The organism is Streptomyces sp. NPDC041191, from assembly GCF_055591945.1.
In genome coordinates, this window is sequence record NZ_JBVIZC010000003.1 from 51,040 (window position 1) to 70,710 (window position 19,671).

Consider the following 19,671-nt stretch of genomic DNA (forward strand, 5'->3'; position numbering starts at 1 on the left):
CTCCTCCCGCGAGGGAGGGGACCGGCGCCTCCGGCCGTTCCGCGGGACGGCGTCAGCGGGCGAACTTCTTGCTGACCGCCTCGTGGGCCGCCCTGGCCCCCTGGCCCAGCTGCGGTCCGGCGAGCCATCCGTTGCCGCCGGCCGGGCCGATCGAGGTGTTCGACACGAGTGCCGTCTTCCCGTTCGGCAGCACCCGGAACCAGCCGCCGCCGGACGATCCCGCCGTCATCGTGCAGCCGATCCGGTACATCACCGGGGTGGCGGGCGCCGTGGTCAGCCGGGTCGCCCGGTCCAGGCACTTGTGCATGATCACGCCGTTGTACGGGGCGGCCTGGGGGTAGCCCCAGGCCCCGACCGTCCCGGCCCGTGCGGGCGCCGGGGCGGAGAAGTCGACCGGCAGGGCGGCGCCGACGGTCTCCTCCAGGGACTTGGTGCCCCGCTGCGGCTTCACGTGCAGCACGGCGTAGTCGTACGGCCATGCCCGGTTGGTGCCGCCGGACCTGATCCACTCGCCGGAGGTCACGGCCCAGTCGGCCCAGTACTGGCCGTACGGGTACACCTCGTGCGGCTTCGCGTTCCGGAGCGCGGCGGGCGGCTTCCCCAGGTCGTTGAAGGCCGGAACGAAGGTGATGTTGCGGTACCAGCCGCCCTTCCCGCCCGCGTGGACGCAGTGACCGGCCGTCCAGACGAGGTTGGACCTCCCGGGGTGCCGGGGGTCCTTCACGATGGTCCCGGAGCAGACCATGTGGCCCTGCGGCGCGTCGAAGAAGATCTTGCCGACCGGGGCCGCGTTGCGGTGGTACGGCGTCTTCTCGCGCTGCGCCCCGACGGGCCGGGGCACCGGATCGGTGCCGCCGGTGCCGGCCTGCGCGGTGATCGCCTGGTCCGGGCTCTTCGCCGACTGCATGCGCGCGGGGTCCCAGAGGCCCTCGATCACCGGATTGACGAAGTCCTCGGCCTCACGGAGCCAGGTCCCCCGGTCCCAGTTCCTCCACTCGCCGTTCTTCCACTTCTCCAGGTCGACGCCGTGCTCCTTGAGCTTGCCCGCGAGGTCCCCGGGAAGAGCGGGGCCGCCGTAACCGCCGTCGGTGGCGGGCGTGGAGGCGGTCGTCCCGGCCGGTTCACCGGCGGCCGGGGTCTCGGTGGGACCGCAGGCGGTGGCGGTCAGCGCGAGCGCCGAGGCCAGACCGAGGACGGCCGGTATGAGTCGTACGGAACGCATGTGGTGGTCTCCCCCTGAAAAGTGTTTCCGCAGGGGCACGTCCCTCAAGGACGTGCTCCTGACAAGCGTGCTCCCGTCGGTCCCCGCCCGTTCTCGCCGGTGCGCGGGGCGGCCGGGGCGTGTTCCCGTGTCCGGGACCGGGCCGGCACGGCTCCGGCACGGAGGGAGGCGGGACCCACCGGGCCCCGCCTCCCCGGTACGCCCTAACGGCCGGCGTACTTCTTGCTGACCGAGTCGAAGACGGCCTTGGCCTCCGGACCCAGCCGCGGTCCCGCGAGCCAGCCCGCCGACGAGGGGCCGATCGAGGTGTTCGACACCAGTGCGGGCTTGCCGTCGCGGCCCTTGGCCACCCACCCGCCGCCGGACGAACCGCCGGTCATCGTGCAGCCGATCCGGTACATCGTCGGCTGGTTCGCCTTCAGGGACAGCCGACCCGGCTTGTCCTGGCACTGGAACATCTTCTGGCCGTCGAACGGCGGCGCCGCCGGGTAACCGGTCGCCGTCAGGCTCGCGACCTTCGGCACGGCGGGGGCGTTGAACTCCACCGGAAGCGCCGATCCGACCGTCTCCTCCAGGGACTTGCCCGACGAACCCTTCTCCGGGGTCACCTGGATGACCGCGAAGTCGTAGGGAGCGCCCGCGCCGCCCGTGTTCGCGCCCTCGGCGATCCACTGGTCGGAGGTCTTGACCCACTCCGCCCACCACACGCCGTACGGGGCGATCTTCTCCCGCGACGCCTTCTCCAGCTCGGAGGTCGCCAGCGCGGAGTCGTTGTACGAGGGCACGAAGGCGATGTTGCGGTACCAGCCGCCCTTCTTCCCCTTGTGCACGCAGTGACCGGCCGTCCAGACCATGTTCGACCTGCCCGGGTGCGCCGGGTCCCGCACGACGGTGGCCGAGCAGACCATGGAACCCTCGGGGCCGTCGAAGAAGACCTTGCCGGACTCCGGGACCCTGTCGTGGTACTTGGCGCCCACGGCCTTCGCCCGCACCGGGTCCGGCGCCGGGTCGGTGACGCCCTTGTCGCCGGAGATGTCCTCCTCCTCGACCGGCCGGTCGGGGCGCTCGGCCTCCCGCATCCGGTCCGGGTTCCAGAGGTCCTCGATGATCGGGTTGACGAAGTCCTTGGCCTCACGCAGCCACTTGTCGCGGTCCCAGTTCTTCCACTCGCCGTCGCGCCACTTGTCGAGGTCGATCCCGTGCGCCTTCAGGCGGTCCTTCAGGTCCTCCGGAATCTTGATCCTGGCGTCCGGACTCGGGCTCGCGGGCGCGCTGGGCTTGTCTCCCGCGTTCTCCTCGCTCGGCCCGCAGGACGTAACGGTGAGCGTCAGCACCGCGACGGCGGAGACCGCCGTCAGCAGCGGACGAATCGATCGCATCTCGTGATCCCCCTGGGACTACGTCAACTTGTACGGCTTGTTCGTGGGCGAACAGCGGCCGAGTCCTCGCGGGCCACGGCCGGCGGCCCCCACTATGCCGGTGCCGGAGGGGACGGTACGCGCCCCGCCGGCGGTTCCGGGAACCGTTCGGCCGTTGTCGTGCCGTGATCCGGGACACGCCAAGATCTCGCCCCCGGCCCGTGATCCCCGGCAGTTCCCGTCGTTGGTACGTACGGGGGACACGACGGAGGCGCTCGGGCCGGCCCTCGCGGCCGTTCCGCGACGTCCCGATGTGCAACGCAACTGTTACCGCGGGAGGACACCGAGCCGTGGCCGTGACCGAACCAGCTCCAGCCGTCCCACCGGCCGCGCGTGCGCAGACCGGACCGGCCGGCCGGACCGCCGACGGGCCGCACCCCGCCGCCGGCGCTCCGGCCCGGGGCGCCGGCCCGGGGCCGGGCACCCCGCCGACCCCGGCGGACGGAACGGGCAGAGCGGACCCGGGGTGCGAGGGGGAACAGGCGTCCCCCGCGGGCCGGACGGTACGGGGGACCGGATACGAGGGCATCCTGCGCCGCCAGGCCCTGCGTGAATCCGCCGCCCGCACCTATGCCCGGTCCCTCCCGATCGTGCCCGTCCGGGCCCGGGGACTGACCATCGAGGGTGCCGACGGCCGCCGCTACCTGGACTGCCTCTCCGGCGCCGGGACGCTCGCGCTCGGCCACAACCACCCCGTGGTCCTCGAAGCCGTCAAGAAGGTCCTCGACTCGGGCGCCCCGCTCCACGTCCTCGACCTCGCCACCCCCATCAAGGACGCCTTCACCTCCGAACTGTTCGCCACCCTCCCCGGCGAACTCGCCGACGACGCCCGCATCCAGTTCTGCGGGCCGGCCGGTACGGACGCCGTCGAGGCCGCCCTCACACTCGTCCGCACCGCCACCGGCCGCAGCGGGCTCCTCGCCTTCACCGGCGCCTACCACGGCATGACCGCGGGAGCCCTCGCCGCCTCCGGCGGAGCGAACGACGTCCGTGTCACCCGCCTCCCCTATCCACAGGACTACCGCTGCCCCTTCGGCGTCGGCGGAGCGTACGGCGCGGAACTCTCCGCACGCTGGACCGAGAGCCTCCTGGACGACCCCAAGAGCGGCGTCACCGCTCCCGCCGGAATGATCGTCGAGGCCGTCCAGGGCGAGGGCGGGGTCATCCCGGCCCCCGACGACTGGATGCGCCGGATGCGCCGCGTCACCACCGACCGCTCCATCCCGCTCGTCGTCGACGAGGTCCAGACCGGGGTCGGTCGCACCGGCGCCTTCTGGGCCGTCGAGCACAGTGGCGTCGTGCCCGACGTGATGGTCCTCTCCAAAGCCATCGGCGGCTCCCTCCCGCTGGCCGTCATCGTCTACCGCTCCGCGCTCGACGCCTGGGAACCCGGTGCCCACGCGGGCACCTTCCGCGGCAACCAACTCGCCATGGCCGCCGGTACGGCCACCCTCGCGTACGTCCGCGAGAACGGGCTCGCCCAACGGGCCGGTGTCCTCGGCGACCGCATCCTCGGACAACTCCGGGGCCTCGCCGCCTTCCACCCGTGCGTCGGTGACGTCCGGGGCCGGGGCCTGATGATCGGGATCGAACTCGTCGACCCCGAGGCGGCGGAACCGGGCGACCCCGTACCGCCCGCCGCCCCCGCCCTGGCCCGCGCCGTCCAGCAGGAGTGTCTGGCCCGCGGACTCATCGTCGAACTCGGCGGCCGGCACTCCGCGGTGGTCCGGCTCCTGCCGCCGCTCACCCTCACCGACGAGCAGGCCACCGCCGTCCTGGACCGCTTCGCCGACGCCCTCGCCGCGGCCGAACGGGCCCACACCCCCCGCCCGCCCGTCCCCCACGGGGCTCCGGCTCCCACGATCGCCCCCGAGCCGTCCGACTGATCCCGGACCGACCGGCCCCACCCCCCAAGGAAGCCCGTGAACGCCACCCCCGCCTCCCCGGCACCCGCCACCGAGGCCGCTCTCGTCACCGAGTACTCCGCCGCTGATTCCCCCCTCACGCTCGAGCTCCCCGGCTCCGCGTCCCGCACCGCCGGAAGGACCGGCCGGGGGAGGGCCGCCCAGGAGGCGTTCGGCTCCGGCGGGCACGGGCCCGAGACGCTCGTTTCCGAGACGCTCCACCCCGGAACCCGCCCCTCCGAAACGTCCGGCTCCGCATCACTCACGTCCGCATCACTCACGTCCGAGACCCTTGCGTCCAGAGCGCCCGCGTCCGGGACCGCGACACCCGGAGCCGGACGCGGCCTCCTCGCGGAGCCCGACGTCCCGTGCCGGCGCGCCGGCACCCGCGCCCCTCAGCCGCCCCGGCCCGACACCGCCGACCCCCTGGACGATCCCGACCCGCAACGCGCCGCCGACACGGCCACGGTCGAGAACCTCCTCCGCTGCTGGGTCCGGGAGAAGAACCTCCCCGCTCCCGAGTCCACCACTCTGCGCATTCCCCTCGACGCCAGCGGCACCGCCCTCCTCGTCCCGGTCCGTTACTGGTCGCCCACCGGCTGGCACCGCTTCGGCGCCCCCTCCCTCGAAGGGCTCCCCGCCTCGACACCGTCCGTCGACGCCGTCACCGTCGCCGCCCTCATCGCCCGGGAGACCGGCCGCCCCGCGGGCACCGACCTCGTCGGCCGGGTCGCCGACTCCGCCCGTCGCACCGCCGACTTCCTCACCGAACGCCGCCGACGGCCTCAACCACACCCGGAGGCCGATTTCTTCCTCGCCGCCGAGCAGTCCCTCCTGCTCGGCCACCCGCTCCACCCCACCCCCAAGAGCCGCGAAGGCCTCACCGAGGCCGAGAGCCGTCTCTACTCTCCCGAGCTGCGGGGCGCCTTCTCCCTCCACTGGTTCGCCGTCGACCCCTCCGTTCTGGCGGCAGACTCGGCCTGGACGGAACAGGGTCGGCCCGTCACCGCCGAACGGCTCGCCCTGGACCTCGCCGAGGGGCTCGTCCTCCCCGCCGGGACCGTGCCCCTGCCCCTGCATCCCTGGCAGGCCCGCGACCTCCGGCACCGCCCCGACGTCCACGCCCTCCTCGCCGCCGGCCTCCTCCACGACCTCGGTCCCCACGGCAACCCCTGGCACCCCACCTCCTCCATCCGTACCGTGCACCGCCCCGGCGCCCGGGCCATGCTCAAACTCTCCCTCGGCCTGCGCATCACCAACTCCCGCCGCGAGAACCTCCGCAAGGAACTCCACCGCGGCGTCGAAGTCCACCGGCTGCTCCGCACCGGCCTCGCCGACGAATGGCAGGCCGCCCACCCGGGCTTCGACATCGTCCGCGACCCCGCCTGGCTGGCCGTCGACACCCCGGACGGCGCCCCCGTCACCGGCCTGGACGTCATGATCCGCCACAACCCCTTCGGGCCCGGCGACGACGCCGTCTGCATCGCCTCCCTCACCGCCCCCCGCCCCTGGCCCGGGGCCACCGCCGTGCGCTCCCGGCTCGCCGACCTCATCGGCCGGCTCGCCGCCCGTACCGGCCGTCCCGCCACCGCCGTGGCCACCGAGTGGTTCCTCCGCTACCTCGACCAGGTCGTCCGCCCCGTCCTCTGGCTCGACGGACATGCCGGCGTCGCCCTGGAGGCCCACCAGCAGAACACCCTGGTGCTCCTGGACCCGGAGGGCTGGCCGATCGGCGGCCGCTACCGCGACAACCAGGGTTACTACTTCCGCGAGTCCCACCGGAGTGAACTGGAGAGCCGCCTTCCCGGCATCGGGGCCGAGAGTGACACCTTCGTCTCCGACCAGGTCACCGACGAGCGCTTCGCCTACTACCTCGGGATCAACAACGTCCTCGGCCTGATCGGTGCGTTCGGTTCCCAGCACCTCGCCGACGAACGCGTCCTGCTCGCCGCCTTCCGCAGTTTCCTCACCTCCGCCACCCACCTGGGCTCGCCCCTTCCGCACCGGCTCCTGGAGGCCGAGACCCTGCGGAGCAAGGCCAACCTCCTCACCCGTCTGCACGGTCTGGACGAACTCGTCGGTCCCGTCGACACCCAGTCCGTCTACGTCACCGTCACCAACCCCCTCCGTACCTGAACCCGCTCGCGGCCGGCGGTCCCGCCCCGGCCGTCCCGTCGAGAGGAGAGCGACAGCGTGTCACCCATCCGCCCCCCGGCCGATCCGTCCGGGAACGACACCCCCGCCCCGGGAGCCGAAGTCGTCGTCGCCCTCCTCACCGGGAGAGCCCCGGTCCCGGCCCGCGCCATCCCTTCGGGCACCGCCTTCCCCGGTGGCCTCCCGCCGCACCACGGTCCCGCTCCCACCGGTCGGCCCGCCACCGATCACCCCGTCCCCGGACCCCGCGCCACAGGTCTCCGTGCCCCAGACCTTTCCGCGGGTCTCTTCGGAGACCGCTCCCTGGACAGTGCCCTTCCGGGAGACATCTCCCCGGGCGGGCTCCTCGACGGCGACCTGCTCGATGCCGTGGCCACCTGGAGCCCCGTCGCCACCCCGGCCGGTTCCTTCAGGCTCGTCCCCGTCCGGCCCGAACGGGACCTGCCACTCCTCACAACCTGGATGAACGACCCCGTCGTCTCCGCCTTCTGGGAGCTGGCCGGGCCCCCGGCCACGACCGCCGAGCACCTGCGTGCCCAACTGGAGGGCGACGGCCGGAGTGTCCCCTGCCTCGGCGTGCTTGACGCGACGCCCATGAGCTACTTCGAGATCTACCGCGCAGACCTCGACCCGCTCGCCCGGCACTACCCGGCGCGTCCCCACGACACGGGTATCCACCTGCTGATCGGAGGCGCCACGGACCGGGGCCGAGGCATCGGCACCACACTCCTGCGCGCCGTCGCCGACCTGGTCCTCGACCACCGTCCCCACTGCACCCGCGTCATCGCCGAACCCGACATCCGCAACACCCCTTCCGTCTCGGCCTTCCTGGGCGCCGGCTTCCGCTACGCGACGGAAGTCGACCTTCCCGGCAAACGAGCGGCGCTCATGATCCGCGACCGCGCCCTGCGCCACGTCCTGTGACCATCCCTCCGTCCCGCGTACACCGCTGACCCACAGCGGTTTCCACTCCGAGGAGTCCCCGTGTCGACGTCCCCTGCACCTCACGACTCCGTACCACCCGCCCCTCCCGCGAGGGCTTCCGAGAGCATCCCGGTCCAGCCCTCCGCAGGGACACCCCCCGCACCCACCCGGACCTCCACCTCCGTCCCGCCTTCCGTTTCCGTCCCGGCCTCCGCGCCCGATCCGCTCGCACCGGCCGATCCGTCCGTGCCCTCCGCTCTGTTCGCACCTCCCGAGCTGAACGCCGCCGCCTGGAACCGGGCGTCCTCCCGCCTCCTCGCCAAGGCGCTCGCCGAGTTCGCGTACGAGGAGATCCTCGACCCCGTCCCCGTCGACGACGGCACCCCCGACCGGTACGGCCTGCGCCTCGACGACGGCACCGCCCTCACCTTCCGGGCCCTCCGCGGCGCCTACGGCGGCTGGCGCGTCGAGGCCGACTCGATCACCCACGAGGGCCGGCCGCTGACCGACCCGTTCGACTTCCTGGTCCGTGCCCGCGGTCTCCTCCGGCTCGACGGCGCCACCCTCGGCCATCTCATCCGTGAACTCTCCGCCACCCTCGCCGCCGACACCCGCCTCGACCACGCGGCCCTCACCGCGGACCGGCTGGCCGACCTCTCCTACGCGGAACTCGAAGGCCACCAGACCGGTCACCCCTGGCTCGTCCTCAACAAGGGACGGGTCGGCTTCTCCGCCACCGACGCCGCCCGCTGGGCGCCCGAGGCACGTCGCCCCGTCCGGCTGCCGTGGATCGCCGTCAGCAACCGCCTCGCCACCTACCGGGGCGTCCCCGGCCTCGAAAGCCCCGGCCGCCTCTACGCCCGCGAGCTCGACCCCGAGGTCCACACGGCCTTCCGTGCCGCCCTCACCGCGCGCGATCACGAGGCCGACGACTACCTCCTGCTGCCCGTCCACCCCTGGCAGTGGGACGAGATCCTGCTCCCGCTCTACGCGCCGGCCGTCGCCGCCGGAACCATAGTCCCGCTCACCACCGACGGCGACCTCCGTCTGCCGCAGCAGTCCGTCCGCACGTTCCTCAACACCGATCGTCCGGACCGGCACACCGTCAAGCTCCCGCTGTCGGTGCTGAACACCCTCGTCTGGCGCGGGCTGCCGACCGAACGCACCCTCGCCGCCCCGGCCGTGACCGCCTGGGTCCACGGTCTGCGCGACGCCGACCCGTTCCTGCGGGACGAGTGCCGCGTGGTCCTCCTCGGCGAGGTCGCCTCCGTCACCGTCGAGCACCCCCTGTACGACCGGCTGCCCGAAGTCCCGTACCAGTACAAGGAACTGCTCGGCGCCATCTGGCGCGAACCCCTGAAGCTCCCCCCGGGCGAGCGCGCCCGCACCCTCGCCTCCCTCCTCCACACGGACCCGGACGGCCGGGCGTTCGTCGCCGAACTGGTCGAACGCTCCGGGCTCGCCCCCGTCGTCTGGCTCCGGCACCTCTTCACCGCTCTGCTCCCCCCTCTGCTGCACTTCCTCTACCGGTACGGCACGGTCTTCTCCCCCCACGGGGAGAACGCCATCGTCGTGTACGACGACGAGGACGTCCCCGTTCGTCTGGCGATCAAGGACTTCGTCGACGATGTGAACATCAGTGCCCAGCCGCTTCCCGAACACGCCACCCTCCCGGATGACGTCCGCGCCATCCTGTTGACCGAAGAGCCCGGTTTCCTGATCCAGTTCATCCATTCGGGGCTCTTCGTGGGCGTCTTCCGCTATCTGGCACCACTCTGTGAAGACCAACTGGGATTGCCCGAGCGGGACTTCTGGGGCCTTGTCCGTGCCGAGATCCTGCGCCACCAGGCGCGTTTCCCCGAGCTGAAGGAGCGGTTCGAACTCTTCGACCTCCTCACCCCTCGCATCGAGCGGCTCTGCCTCAACCGCAACCGTCTGCATCTGGACGGTTACCGCGACAGGCCGAGGCGTCCCCACGCCGCCGTCCACGGGACGGTTCCCAATCCGCTCGCGTGACCGGGCTGTCGGTGCCGCCCCGTAGGGTGGGAGGGCTATGACGAAGCCATCCCTCCCCGACCTCCTCCATGCCGCCGTCTCCGCCGTCGGCGGCACGGAGCGGCCCGGCCAGGTCGCCATGGCCGAGGCCGTGGCCGAGGCCATCGACGACAACTCCCACCTCCTCGTCCAGGCCGGCACCGGCACCGGCAAGTCGCTCGGCTACCTCGTGCCGGCACTGGCCCAGGGGGAGCGGGTGGTGGTGGCCACGGCCACCCTGGCGCTGCAGCGCCAGCTCGTCGAGCGCGACCTTCCCCGGACGGTCGACGCACTGCATCCGCAGCTGCGCAGGCGCCCGCAGTTCGCCATGCTCAAGGGCCGGTCGAACTACCTCTGTCTGCACCGGCTCCACGAAGGGGTGCCGCAGGACGAGGAGGAGGGCCTCTTCAACCCCTTCGAGGCGGCCGCGCCCACCAGCAAGCTGGGACAGGACCTGCTGCGTCTGCGGGACTGGTCGGACGAGACGGAGACCGGTGACCGGGACGACCTGACGCCGGGGGTCTCCGACCGGGCCTGGTCCCAGGTCTCTGTTTCCTCCCGGGAGTGCCTCGGCGCGAGCAAGTGCGCGTACGGGGCGGAGTGCTTCGCCGAGGCGGCCCGGGAACGCGCCAAGCTCGCGGACGTCGTCGTCACCAACCACGCCCTGCTCGCCATCGACGCCATCGAGGGCGCTCCCGTACTGCCGCAGCACGAGGTGCTGATCGTCGACGAGGCCCACGAGCTGGTCTCCCGTGTGACCGGCGTCGCCACCGGAGAACTCACCCCCGGCCAGGTCAACCGTGCGGTGCGGCGGGCCGCGAAGCTCGTGGACGAGAAGATCGCCGACCAGCTCCAGACCGCCGCCGAGGGTTTCGAACGCGTCATGGAGCTGGCCCTGCCGGGGCGCCTGGAGAAGATCCCGGACGACCTCGCGTACGCCCTGATGGCGCTGCGCGACGCGGCCCGTGCCGTGATCACGGCCCTGGGTTCGACCCGTGACCGGGCCGTGCAGGACGAGGACGCCGTGCGCAAGCAGGCCATGGCCTCCGTGGAGACCGTCCACGGCGTCGCGGAGCGGATCACCCAGGCGTCCGAGTACGACGTCGTCTGGTACGAGCGCCACGAACCCCGGGGCGGGGTCGCCCCCCGGTACAGCGGCGCCTCGCTGCGGGTCGCGCCGCTCACGGTCTCCGGCCTGCTCCGGGAAAAGCTGTTCGCGGAGCGGTCCGTGGTGCTCGCGTCGGCCACGCTCAAGCTGGGCGGCGACTTCAACGGCGTCGGCGCCTCGCTCGGTCTGGCTCCCGAGGGCGTCACGGGCGACGACCTGCCCGTCTGGAAGGGCATCGACGTCGGCTCGCCGTTCGATTATCCGAAGCAGGGCATCCTGTACGTCGCCAAGCACCTCTCCCGCCCCGCGCGCGACGGGGAGCGGGGCGACATGCTCGACGAGCTCACCGAACTGATCCAGGCGGCCGGCGGCCGGACCCTGGGCCTCTTCTCCTCCATGCGCGCGGCGCAGCAGGCGGCGGAGGAGCTGCGGACCCGCATTCCGGAGTTGCCGATCCTGCTCCAGGGCGAGGACACCCTGGGCGAGTTGATCAAGAACTTCGCCGCCGACCCGAAGACCTGTCTCTTCGGCACGCTCTCGCTCTGGCAGGGCGTGGACGTCCCGGGCCCCAGCTGTCAGCTGGTCGTCATGGACAAGATCCCGTTCCCGCGTCCGGACGATCCGCTGACGAGCGCCCGGCAGAAGGCGGTCGAGGAGGCGGGCGGCAACGGCTTCATGGCGGTGGCGGCGACCCACGCGGCCCTGCTGATGGCTCAGGGCGCGGGCCGCCTCGTGCGGGCCACCGGCGACCGGGGCGTCGTGGCGGTCCTCGACCCCCGCCTGGCCACGGCCCGGTACGGCAGTTACCTCAAGGCGTCACTGCCCGACTTCTGGTACACCACGGACCGCAACCAGGTGCGGAAGTCGCTGGCTGCCATCGACGCCGCCTCGAAGGCGGCGGAGGTCTGAGGATCGACCCCCGGTTCCGCTTCTCCGGACAGAGCGGGGCCCCGGAACCGGCGCGGCGGGTTCCGGGGCTCGGTCGGAACCGGAGGGACGGGTCACACCCGCCGCAGCACCGCCACGACCTTGCCGAGGATGGTGGCCTCGTCGCCGGGGATGGGCTGGTAGGCCGCGTTGTGCGGAAGCAGCCAGACGTGACCGTCCTCGCGCTTGAAGCGCTTGACCGTGGCCTCGCCGTCCAGCATCGCGGCGACGATGTCGCCGTTCTCCGCGACGGGCTGGCGGCGCACGGTGACCCAGTCGCCGTCACAGATGGCGGCCTCGATCATCGAGTCGCCGACGACCTTCAGGACGAACAGTTCGCCGTCGCCGACCAGCTGCCGGGGGAGGGGGAAGACGTCCTCGACGGACTCCTCGGCCAGGATCGGACCGCCGGCGGCGATCCGGCCGACCAGCGGGACGTAGGAGGCGGCGGGCTTGCCGGTGGTGTCCGTGGGCTGGGTGCTCGGCTGGTCGGAACCGCGCACCTCGTACGCCCGGGGGCGGTGCGGATCGCGGCGGAGGAAGCCCTTGCGTTCGAGGGCCATGAGCTGGTGGGCCACCGAGGAGGTGCTGGAGAGGCCCACCGCCTGCCCGATCTCACGCATCGACGGTGGGTAGCCACGTCGCTGGACCGAGTCGCGGATGACTTCGATGACCCTGCGCTGTCGGTCGGTGAGTCCCGAGCTGTCGGCCCGGATGCCAGGAGGTCGTCCGGGAAGGGCGCGGGCGGGACGCCCGGCCTCCTCACCGTTCATGTTCGCGTCACTCATGGCGTGCACCGCCTCGAGTCGGCCCTGGGAGCGGTCCTGGGCGGTGATGGTGGCACTGTCTGCGGTGGTGGTCACGTCGGCCCCTCTCGAATGGTCTCCCTGGCTGGCACAACGGTAGTAGCTTTCGAAAGGTTGCGCCAAACACACGTTCGAGTGAAAATTCGCAGATTGCCCTACGCCTGTACGAAGAGAGGTGTATGCGCAGGGCTGCTTCGGAACCCCGGCCGGGCGTTCCGGTAGCCTTCGCCGCTGGGTCGCGATCACCCGGCGGATCCCCTCTGCGCCACACCCGCCGAGGCGGGGTCCCGGGAACGGGCATGCCGCGACACGCGGAAGGGCCAGAAGTCCGCCCAACCCAAGATCTAGTGGTTGGATGTCACCGGCCACCCAGGGGTAGTGGTCCCCGGTCTGCCGGGGGTGCCCGTATCGCCTATGCTGGTGGTCGCTTCGCGGAGCCCCCACGGGCAGCGCGAGGCCCGTCAGTCGTGCCGCGAGGGAGGCTCTGGAACCAATGCACTGCCCCTTCTGCAGGCACCCCGACAGCCGTGTCGTCGACAGCCGCACCACCGACGACGGGACGTCGATCCGGCGCCGTCGCCAGTGTCCCGAGTGCTCCCGTCGTTTCACGACGGTGGAGACGTGCTCGCTCATGGTGGTGAAGCGTTCCGGCGTCACCGAGCCCTTCAGCCGCACCAAGGTCATCTCCGGAGTGCGCAAGGCGTGTCAGGGGCGGCCGGTCACCGAGGACGCCCTCGCCAAGCTCGGCCAGCGCGTCGAAGAGGCGGTGCGCGCCACCGGCAGCGCCGAGCTGACCACGCACGACGTGGGGCTGGCCATTCTCGGCCCCCTGCGGGAACTCGACCTCGTCGCGTACCTGCGCTTCGCGTCCGTGTACAAGGCGTTCGACAGCCTCGAGGACTTCGAGGCCGCCATCGCGGAACTCCGCGTGCGGCCTTCCGCCGAGGATTCCGGAACCGGCGCGATCCCGGGGGTTCCCGTTCCGGCCACCGCCGCCGACTGACCGGCGGTCCGGGCCGGCGACGGCCCGGACGACCCGGCCGCCGTCGCGCGGCCCGGCAGACGTGCCACGAGGTCCCTGAAGGTCCTCGTGGCAGCAGTACAGAACGACGTACCAGAAGACGGTGCCCTGGGACTATCTGGGCGCCAAAGTGTGTTTTGCCCGTATATGGGAGGCGGCATGACAGAGACGGCGAGCGGCCCGGCACGTGGTTCCCGAACCAAGGGAACCAAGTCGGCGAGCAAGGGTCTGCGCATCGAGCGCATCCACACCACCCCCGGCGTGCATCCGTACGACGAGGTGACGTGGGAGCACCGGGACGTCGTCATGACCAACTGGCGCGACGGCTCGATCAACTTCGAGCAGCGTGGCGTCGAGTTCCCCGACTTCTGGTCGGTGAACGCGGTCAACATCGTCACCAGCAAGTACTTCCGCGGTGCGGTCGGCACCCCGCAGCGCGAGACCGGTCTCAAGCAGCTCATCGACCGGATCGTGAAGACCTACACGAAGGCCGGCGAGGAGCACGGCTACTTCGCCTCCCCCGCCGACGCCGAGATCTTCGAGCACGAGCTGGCCTACGCCCTCCTGCACCAGATCTTCAGCTTCAACTCGCCGGTCTGGTTCAACGTCGGCACCCCGCAGCCCCAGCAGGTCTCCGCCTGCTTCATCCTGTCCGTCGACGACTCCATGGAGTCCATCCTCGACTGGTACAAGGAAGAGGGCATGATCTTCAAGGGCGGCTCCGGCGCCGGCCTGAACCTCTCCCGCATCCGCTCCTCCAAGGAGCTGCTCTCCTCCGGCGGCAACGCCTCCGGCCCGGTCTCCTTCATGCGCGGCGCCGACGCCTCCGCGGGAACGATCAAGTCGGGCGGTGCCACCCGCCGCGCGGCCAAGATGGTCATCCTCGACGTCGACCACCCCGACATCGAGGACTTCATCCAGACCAAGGTGAAGGAGGAGGAGAAGATCCGCGCGCTGCGCGACGCGGGCTTCGACATGGACCTGGGCGGCGACGACATCACGTCCGTCCAGTACCAGAACGCCAACAACTCCGTCCGCGTGAACGACACGTTCATGAAGGCCGTCGAGTCCGGTGGCACGTTCGGCCTCACGTCCCGCATGACCGGCGAGGTCATCGAGGAGGTCGACGCCAAGTCGCTCTTCCGCAAGATGGCCGAGGCCGCGTGGGCCTGCGCCGACCCGGGAATCCAGTACGACGACACGATCAACCGCTGGCACACCTGCCCCGAGTCCGGTCGGATCAACGGCTCGAACCCGTGCAGCGAGTACATGCACCTGGACAACACGTCCTGCAACCTCGCCTCGCTGAACCTGATGAAGTTCCTCAAGGACGACGGCAAGGGCAACCAGTCCTTCGAGGTCGAGCGCTTCGCCAAGGTCGTCGAACTCGTCATCACCGCGATGGACATCTCCATCTGCTTCGCCGACTTCCCCACCCAGAAGATCGGCGAGAACACCCGCGCCTTCCGTCAGCTCGGCATCGGCTACGCCAACCTCGGCGCCCTCCTGATGGCGACGGGTCATGCGTACGACTCCGACGGCGGCCGTGCCCTCGCCGGCGCCATCACCTCCCTGATGACCGGCACCTCGTACAGGCGTTCCGCCGAACTCGCCGCGGTCGTCGGCGCGTACGACGGTTACGCCCGCAACGCCGAGCCGCACCAGCGCGTCATGAAGCAGCACGCCGACGCCAACGCCAAGGCCGTTCGCATGGACGACCTGGACTCGCCGATCTGGGCCGCCGCCACGGAGGCATGGCAGGACGTGATCCACCTCGGCGCCAAGAACGGTTTCCGCAACGCGCAGGCGTCGGTCATCGCCCCCACCGGCACCATCGGCCTCGCGATGTCCTGCGACACCACCGGCCTCGAGCCCGACCTCGCCCTGGTCAAGTTCAAGAAGCTCGTCGGCGGCGGTTCGATGCAGATCGTCAACGGCACCGTCCCGCAGGCCCTGCGCCGCCTGGGTTACCAGGAGGAGCAGATCGAGGCGATCGTCGCCCACATCGCCGAGCACGGCAATGTGATCGACGCTCCCGGGCTCAAGACCGAGCACTACGAGGTCTTCGACTGCGCCATGGGTGAGCGTTCCATCTCCGCGATGGGCCACGTCCGCATGATGGCCGCCATCCAGCCGTGGATCTCCGGGGCCCTCTCCAAGACCGTGAACCTGCCGGAGACGGCCACGGTCGAGGACGTCGAGGAGGTCTACTTCGAGGCGTGGAAGATGGGCGTCAAGGCGCTCGCGATCTACCGCGACAACTGCAAGGTCGGCCAGCCGCTCTCCGCCAAGAAGAAGGAGAAGGAGAAGGCCGAGGTCACCGCGAAGTCCGAGGCGACGATCCGCGAAGCCGTCGAGAAGGTCGTCGAGTACCGCCCGGTCCGCAAGCGCCTGCCCAAGGGCCGCCCGGGAATCACCACTTCCTTCACCGTCGGTGGTGCCGAGGGGTACATGACGGCCAACTCCTACCCGGACGACGGTCTCGGCGAGGTCTTCCTGAAGATGTCCAAGCAGGGTTCCACCCTCGCCGGGATGATGGACGCCTTCTCCATCGCCGTCTCCGTCGGTCTGCAGTACGGTGTCCCGCTCGAAACCTACGTGTCGAAGTTCACCAACATGCGCTTCGAGCCGGCCGGTATGACGGACGACCCGGACGTGCGGATGGCGCAGTCGATCGTCGACTACATCTTCCGCCGCCTGGCGCTCGACTTCCTGCCCTTCGAGACCCGGTCCGCCCTCGGCATCCACTCGGCCGAGGAGCGCCAGCGTCACCTGGACACCGGCTCGTACGAACAGCCCGAGGACGAGGACGTCGATGTCGAGGGCCTGGCCCAGTCGGCCCCCCGCACCCCGGAACTGAAGGCCGTCGCCACCGCTCCGGTTCCGAAGGCCGAGGTTCCGGCCCCCAAGCAGGTCCACACCTCGGCGGAACTGGTCGAGATGCAGCTCGGCATCAGCGCAGACGCCCCGCTCTGCTTCTCCTGCGGCACGAAGATGCAGCGGGCCGGCTCCTGCTACATCTGCGAGGGCTGCGGCTCCACCAGCGGTTGCAGCTGACCGGCCCACGGCGGACCGGTGCGCTCGTGAGCGGCGGGAGCCGCTGAGCGCGCCGGGCCGCCCGGGGGCGTCGATCCACAGGGTCGGCGCCCCTCGTCCGTATCGGGGCCGTTCAGGAGACCACGGAACCCAGGAGTTCGCCGAAGGTCTGCGGGTCGGCGTCGAAGCCCCGGCTGACCGGACGGTACGCCCAGCCGTCCGTCCCGTCGCGGACGAACTCCACGACCGTCGCCGCCAGGGCGTCCGGTACGTCGGTGAAGTCGTGGGCCAGGAGGTCGGTGTAGCCCTCGCGCACCCGTATGCCGACGCCCGTCACGTCACCGAAGGCCAGCCGCCCGCCGTTCTGTTGCAGGGCCACGCCCACCACCACGCGCGCGTACCGCGGCGCCAGGCGGTCCAGCTCCAGGGTCATGGCCTCGTCGTAGCCGAAGCCCTGGCCCGTACGGCTGTCGCGGTGGAGCGTGATCGTGCCGTCGGGGGAACGGCTGCCGAAGTGCACCAGGTACACCGGTGCTCCGTGAGGTTCGTCGGTGGTGAACACACCGGCGACGAGGTCCAGGTCGTGGGCCGGAGCGCCCGCCGGCGCCGGGTCCCATTTGAGCGTCACCTCGACCCGTCCCACCCCTTTGTTGAGTCCGCTCATGGTGCTTCCCCTCTCCGCGCGCTCCCTGCGCACGCCTCGTCCCGTACCGCCGTACCGCTCGAAAGCCCTTGGTCGTGGGCCGGTTGTTCATGGTGTCACGTGCCTACGACAGGGGACCCGGCGCTTGAGGGGGAGAGTGGTTCGTGGAGTGATGACGAGCTGAAATTCGACGCTTGTCCGGCTCGAATCGGATACGGCGGAGTCCTCAGGAGAAGCTCGTCGAGCGGTGCCGGGTCGCTCCCGTGCCCCGTACGATGGCGCGGTGCTGGTCAAGTGGATTCGCTGCACCGTGGTGGACCGTCGAGGGTTCGAGCGGGGGCAGCGGAAATGGGCGGGGCTGCTCGGCGAGCCCGGGTTCCGGGGGCAGGGCGGCGGTTGGAGCCGGGGCCGGCCGGACGTCGCCCATGTCTTCGCCTTCTGGGAGAGCCGGGCCTTCTACGACTCGTTCATGGCGCGGTCGCACGATCGGCTGGCGTCCTCGCAGGCGGGCACGTTCAAGGACGCCCAGGTCAAGCTGTTCGACCACCGCTTCGACGTGAAGACGGGGTTCGAGCCGCGGTTCTCCGACGCCGACGTGGCGAGGGTGGCGCACTGCCGTGTCCACGAGGAGCGTGCCGAGCACTTCGCGCTCATGCAGGAGAAGGTGTGGAACCCGGCGATGGCCGGTTCCCCCGGCATGTTGCGGGGCATGTTCGGCGAGGCGCCCGGCAGCGAGTTCCTGGTGCTTTCGATGTGGCAGTCCGCCGCCGAGCACGGCAAGTACCGGGAGGAGCGGGTGGAGCGGCTCGGGCTGCGGGCCCGGACCGCGGCCGATGTGGCGGCGCTGAGCGGGGACGTGGTGCGGCTCGAACCGGCCTGGACGGTCTGAGGACGCTCAACCCGCCACGAACGCGCCCGCCGCGACCCCCGCCAGCACCGCGCGGGCGGCCTGGTCCGCGAGCGCGCCGTCGATCGGCTCACGGGTGACGAAGAGCCGGAGCAGCAGGGGCGCGAGGGCCGCCCGGACGACGGCGGCGGCGTCGGTGCCGTCCGGGGCCTCGCCGCGGGCGGTGGCCCGGGTGACGACGGCCTCGCAGCGGCGGAAGCGTTCGGAGGAGAACGCGTGCAGGGCGTCGGCGGCCCGGGAGGACTGGAAGGCGGCGCCGACGAAGGCGGTCGGGACGGCCGCCTCGCCGGGGTCGCCGAAGGCGTCGACGACTTCGTGCGCGAGCGCGCGCAGGTCTCCCGCGAGGCTGCCGGTGTCCGGAGGCGTCCAGGCCCTCTCGCCCGCCAGGCCGAGCACGTCGGCGAGGAGCCCTTCGACGCTGCCCCAGCGCCGGTAGAGGGTCGCCCTGTGGACCCCCGAGTGCTCCGCCACGTATTCCATCGTGAGGGCCGGATAGCCGTGCTCGGAGAGGCCGGTCAGGACGGCGTCGCGGACGACGGCCCGGGTGCGGGCGGTACGCCCGCCGGGGCGCCTGCTGCCCGGTGCGGGAGCCGGTGGCTCCACGATCGGGTCATTCATGTGCCCCTCCTGTTGCCTCGGGGATGCGGACCGTGTCACGCTCATCCTAATGCAACAGGCGTCGCATTTGTGATCCGCTCCCGGAGGTGACCTTGTCCAGCCCTTTCCCGTCGTGCGAGGCCGCCGTGCCCCGTGGCGAACCACGCTTCCACCCGCGTTCCGTTCTCCGCGTGCTCCGTGTGCTCCGGGGAGTGGATCGGGGCAGAGGGGGAGAACGGCGCGGGCGAGCCGACCCCCGCCGCGCCCCTCGGTCGAGCCCGTCGGAGACCGGCGATCTAGGGTCGGGGTATGGCACGACCGCGGCGCATCGTTCTCGTACGGCACGGAGAGTCCGAGGGCAATGCCGATGACACGGTGTACGAACGGGAGCCCGACCATGCCCTGCGGCTCACGGAGACCGGCCGGCGGCAGGCGGAGGCGACGGGGGAGCGACTGAGGAAGCTCTTCGGAGAGGAGACGGTCAGCGTCTACGTCTCGCCGTACCGGCGCACCCACGAAACCCTCCACGCCTTCCGGCTCCCTCCGGAACAGGTCCGGGTGCGCGAGGAACCGCGCCTGCGGGAGCAGGACTGGGGCAACTGGCAGGACAGGGAGGACGTGCGCCTCCAGAAGGCGTACCGCGACGCGTACGGGCACTTCTTCTACCGCTTCGCCCAGGGAGAGTCCGGAGCGGACGTCTACGACCGGGTCGGGGCGTTCCTGGAGAGCCTGTACCGCAGCTTCGAGGCGCCCGATCACCCGCCCAACGTCCTGCTGGTCACCCACGGACTGACCATGCGGCTGTTCTGCATGCGCTGGTTCCACTGGACGGTCGCGGAGTTCGAGTCCCTGTCGAACCCCGGCAACGCCGAGACGCGCGTCCTTCTGCTCGGCGACGACGGGAGGTACCGCCTGGACCGGCCCTTCGAACGCTGGCGTACCCCGGAGCCGTACGGCCCCACCGGATAGA

Annotated in this window: 14 protein-coding genes; 9 read left to right on the forward strand and 5 right to left on the reverse strand. The window is 71.4% G+C overall.

Translation table 11 applies throughout. The features are described 5' to 3' along the window. Nucleotides 1–52 precede the first annotated feature (52 nt). Together ACZ6AQ_RS06240 and ACZ6AQ_RS06245 are read right to left on the reverse strand one after the other, a co-directional pair. Nucleotides 53–1,222, reverse strand: coding sequence for a trypsin-like serine peptidase (locus tag ACZ6AQ_RS06240; RefSeq protein WP_468757904.1), 1,170 nt, complete (start codon nt 1,220–1,222; stop codon nt 53–55). A 203-nt stretch (nt 1,223–1,425) separates the two neighbouring features. Then, a complete protein-coding gene (locus tag ACZ6AQ_RS06245) occupies nt 1,426–2,601 on the reverse strand; it encodes a trypsin-like serine peptidase (protein ID WP_468757905.1) in 1,176 nt (391 codons plus the stop codon). A gap of 566 nt (nt 2,602–3,167) precedes the next feature. Here ACZ6AQ_RS06245 and ACZ6AQ_RS06250 point away from each other — a divergent pair. The 5 genes from ACZ6AQ_RS06250 to ACZ6AQ_RS06270 all read left to right on the forward strand — a co-directional run bounded on the left by ACZ6AQ_RS06250 (nt 3,168) and on the right by ACZ6AQ_RS06270 (nt 11,673). After that, nucleotides 3,168–4,526 carry a diaminobutyrate--2-oxoglutarate transaminase family protein gene (locus tag ACZ6AQ_RS06250; RefSeq protein ID WP_468758549.1) on the forward strand — a complete coding sequence of 453 codons (1,359 nt, stop codon included), beginning with the start codon at nt 3,168–3,170 and terminating at the stop codon, nt 4,524–4,526. A gap of 36 nt (nt 4,527–4,562) precedes the next feature. Further along, entirely contained in the window at nt 4,563–6,680 is a 2,118-nt protein-coding gene (locus tag ACZ6AQ_RS06255) for an IucA/IucC family protein (RefSeq protein ID WP_468757907.1), read from the forward strand. A gap of 168 nt (nt 6,681–6,848) precedes the next feature. Beyond that, nucleotides 6,849–7,622, forward strand: coding sequence for a GNAT family N-acetyltransferase (locus ACZ6AQ_RS06260; RefSeq protein ID WP_468758551.1), 774 nt, complete (start codon nt 6,849–6,851; stop codon nt 7,620–7,622). Between the two features lie 246 nt (nt 7,623–7,868). Next, nucleotides 7,869–9,638, forward strand: coding sequence for an IucA/IucC family protein (locus tag ACZ6AQ_RS06265; RefSeq protein WP_468757908.1), 1,770 nt, complete (start codon nt 7,869–7,871; stop codon nt 9,636–9,638). A 37-nt stretch (nt 9,639–9,675) separates the two neighbouring features. Then, nucleotides 9,676–11,673, forward strand: coding sequence for an ATP-dependent DNA helicase (locus tag ACZ6AQ_RS06270; protein WP_468757910.1), 1,998 nt, complete (start codon nt 9,676–9,678; stop codon nt 11,671–11,673). Between the two features lie 92 nt (nt 11,674–11,765). On the opposite strand, the gene lexA is transcribed toward ACZ6AQ_RS06270, so the two are convergent. Beyond that, the gene (lexA, locus tag ACZ6AQ_RS06275; protein ID WP_388694267.1) at nt 11,766–12,554 is read right to left on the reverse strand and encodes a transcriptional repressor LexA; all 789 of its coding nucleotides are present in this window, start codon (nt 12,552–12,554) and stop codon (nt 11,766–11,768) included. 436 nt (nt 12,555–12,990) lie between these two features. Between lexA and nrdR the strand changes: the two genes are divergently transcribed. Both nrdR and ACZ6AQ_RS06285 read left to right on the forward strand, forming a co-directional pair. Beyond that, complete coding sequence (gene nrdR, locus ACZ6AQ_RS06280) at nt 12,991–13,500, forward strand: transcriptional regulator NrdR (RefSeq protein ID WP_468757912.1); 510 nt, start codon at nt 12,991–12,993, stop codon at nt 13,498–13,500. Between the two features lie 177 nt (nt 13,501–13,677). Then, nucleotides 13,678–16,575, forward strand: a complete 2,898-nt coding sequence (locus ACZ6AQ_RS06285; protein WP_468757913.1) for a vitamin B12-dependent ribonucleotide reductase — start codon at nt 13,678–13,680, stop codon at nt 16,573–16,575. A 112-nt stretch (nt 16,576–16,687) separates the two neighbouring features. On the opposite strand, the gene ACZ6AQ_RS06290 is transcribed toward ACZ6AQ_RS06285, so the two are convergent. Beyond that, nucleotides 16,688–17,218 carry a TerD family protein gene (locus ACZ6AQ_RS06290; protein ID WP_468757915.1) on the reverse strand — a complete coding sequence of 177 codons (531 nt, stop codon included), beginning with the start codon at nt 17,216–17,218 and terminating at the stop codon, nt 16,688–16,690. Nucleotides 17,219–17,480: 262 nt separating this feature from the next. Here ACZ6AQ_RS06290 and ACZ6AQ_RS06295 point away from each other — a divergent pair, with 262 nt between their 5' ends. After that, nucleotides 17,481–18,086 (forward strand): YdbC family protein, encoded by a 606-nt coding sequence (locus ACZ6AQ_RS06295; RefSeq protein ID WP_388694261.1) that lies wholly within the window; start codon nt 17,481–17,483, stop codon nt 18,084–18,086. A gap of 6 nt (nt 18,087–18,092) precedes the next feature. Here ACZ6AQ_RS06295 and ACZ6AQ_RS06300 read toward each other — a convergent pair whose 3' ends face one another. After that, nucleotides 18,093–18,722, reverse strand: coding sequence for a TetR/AcrR family transcriptional regulator (locus ACZ6AQ_RS06300; protein WP_388694259.1), 630 nt, complete (start codon nt 18,720–18,722; stop codon nt 18,093–18,095). Nucleotides 18,723–19,010: 288 nt separating this feature from the next. Here ACZ6AQ_RS06300 and ACZ6AQ_RS06305 point away from each other — a divergent pair, with 288 nt between their 5' ends. Further along, nucleotides 19,011–19,670, forward strand: a complete 660-nt coding sequence (locus ACZ6AQ_RS06305; protein WP_468757917.1) for a histidine phosphatase family protein — start codon at nt 19,011–19,013, stop codon at nt 19,668–19,670. The last annotated feature ends 1 nt before the right edge of the window (nt 19,671 follow it).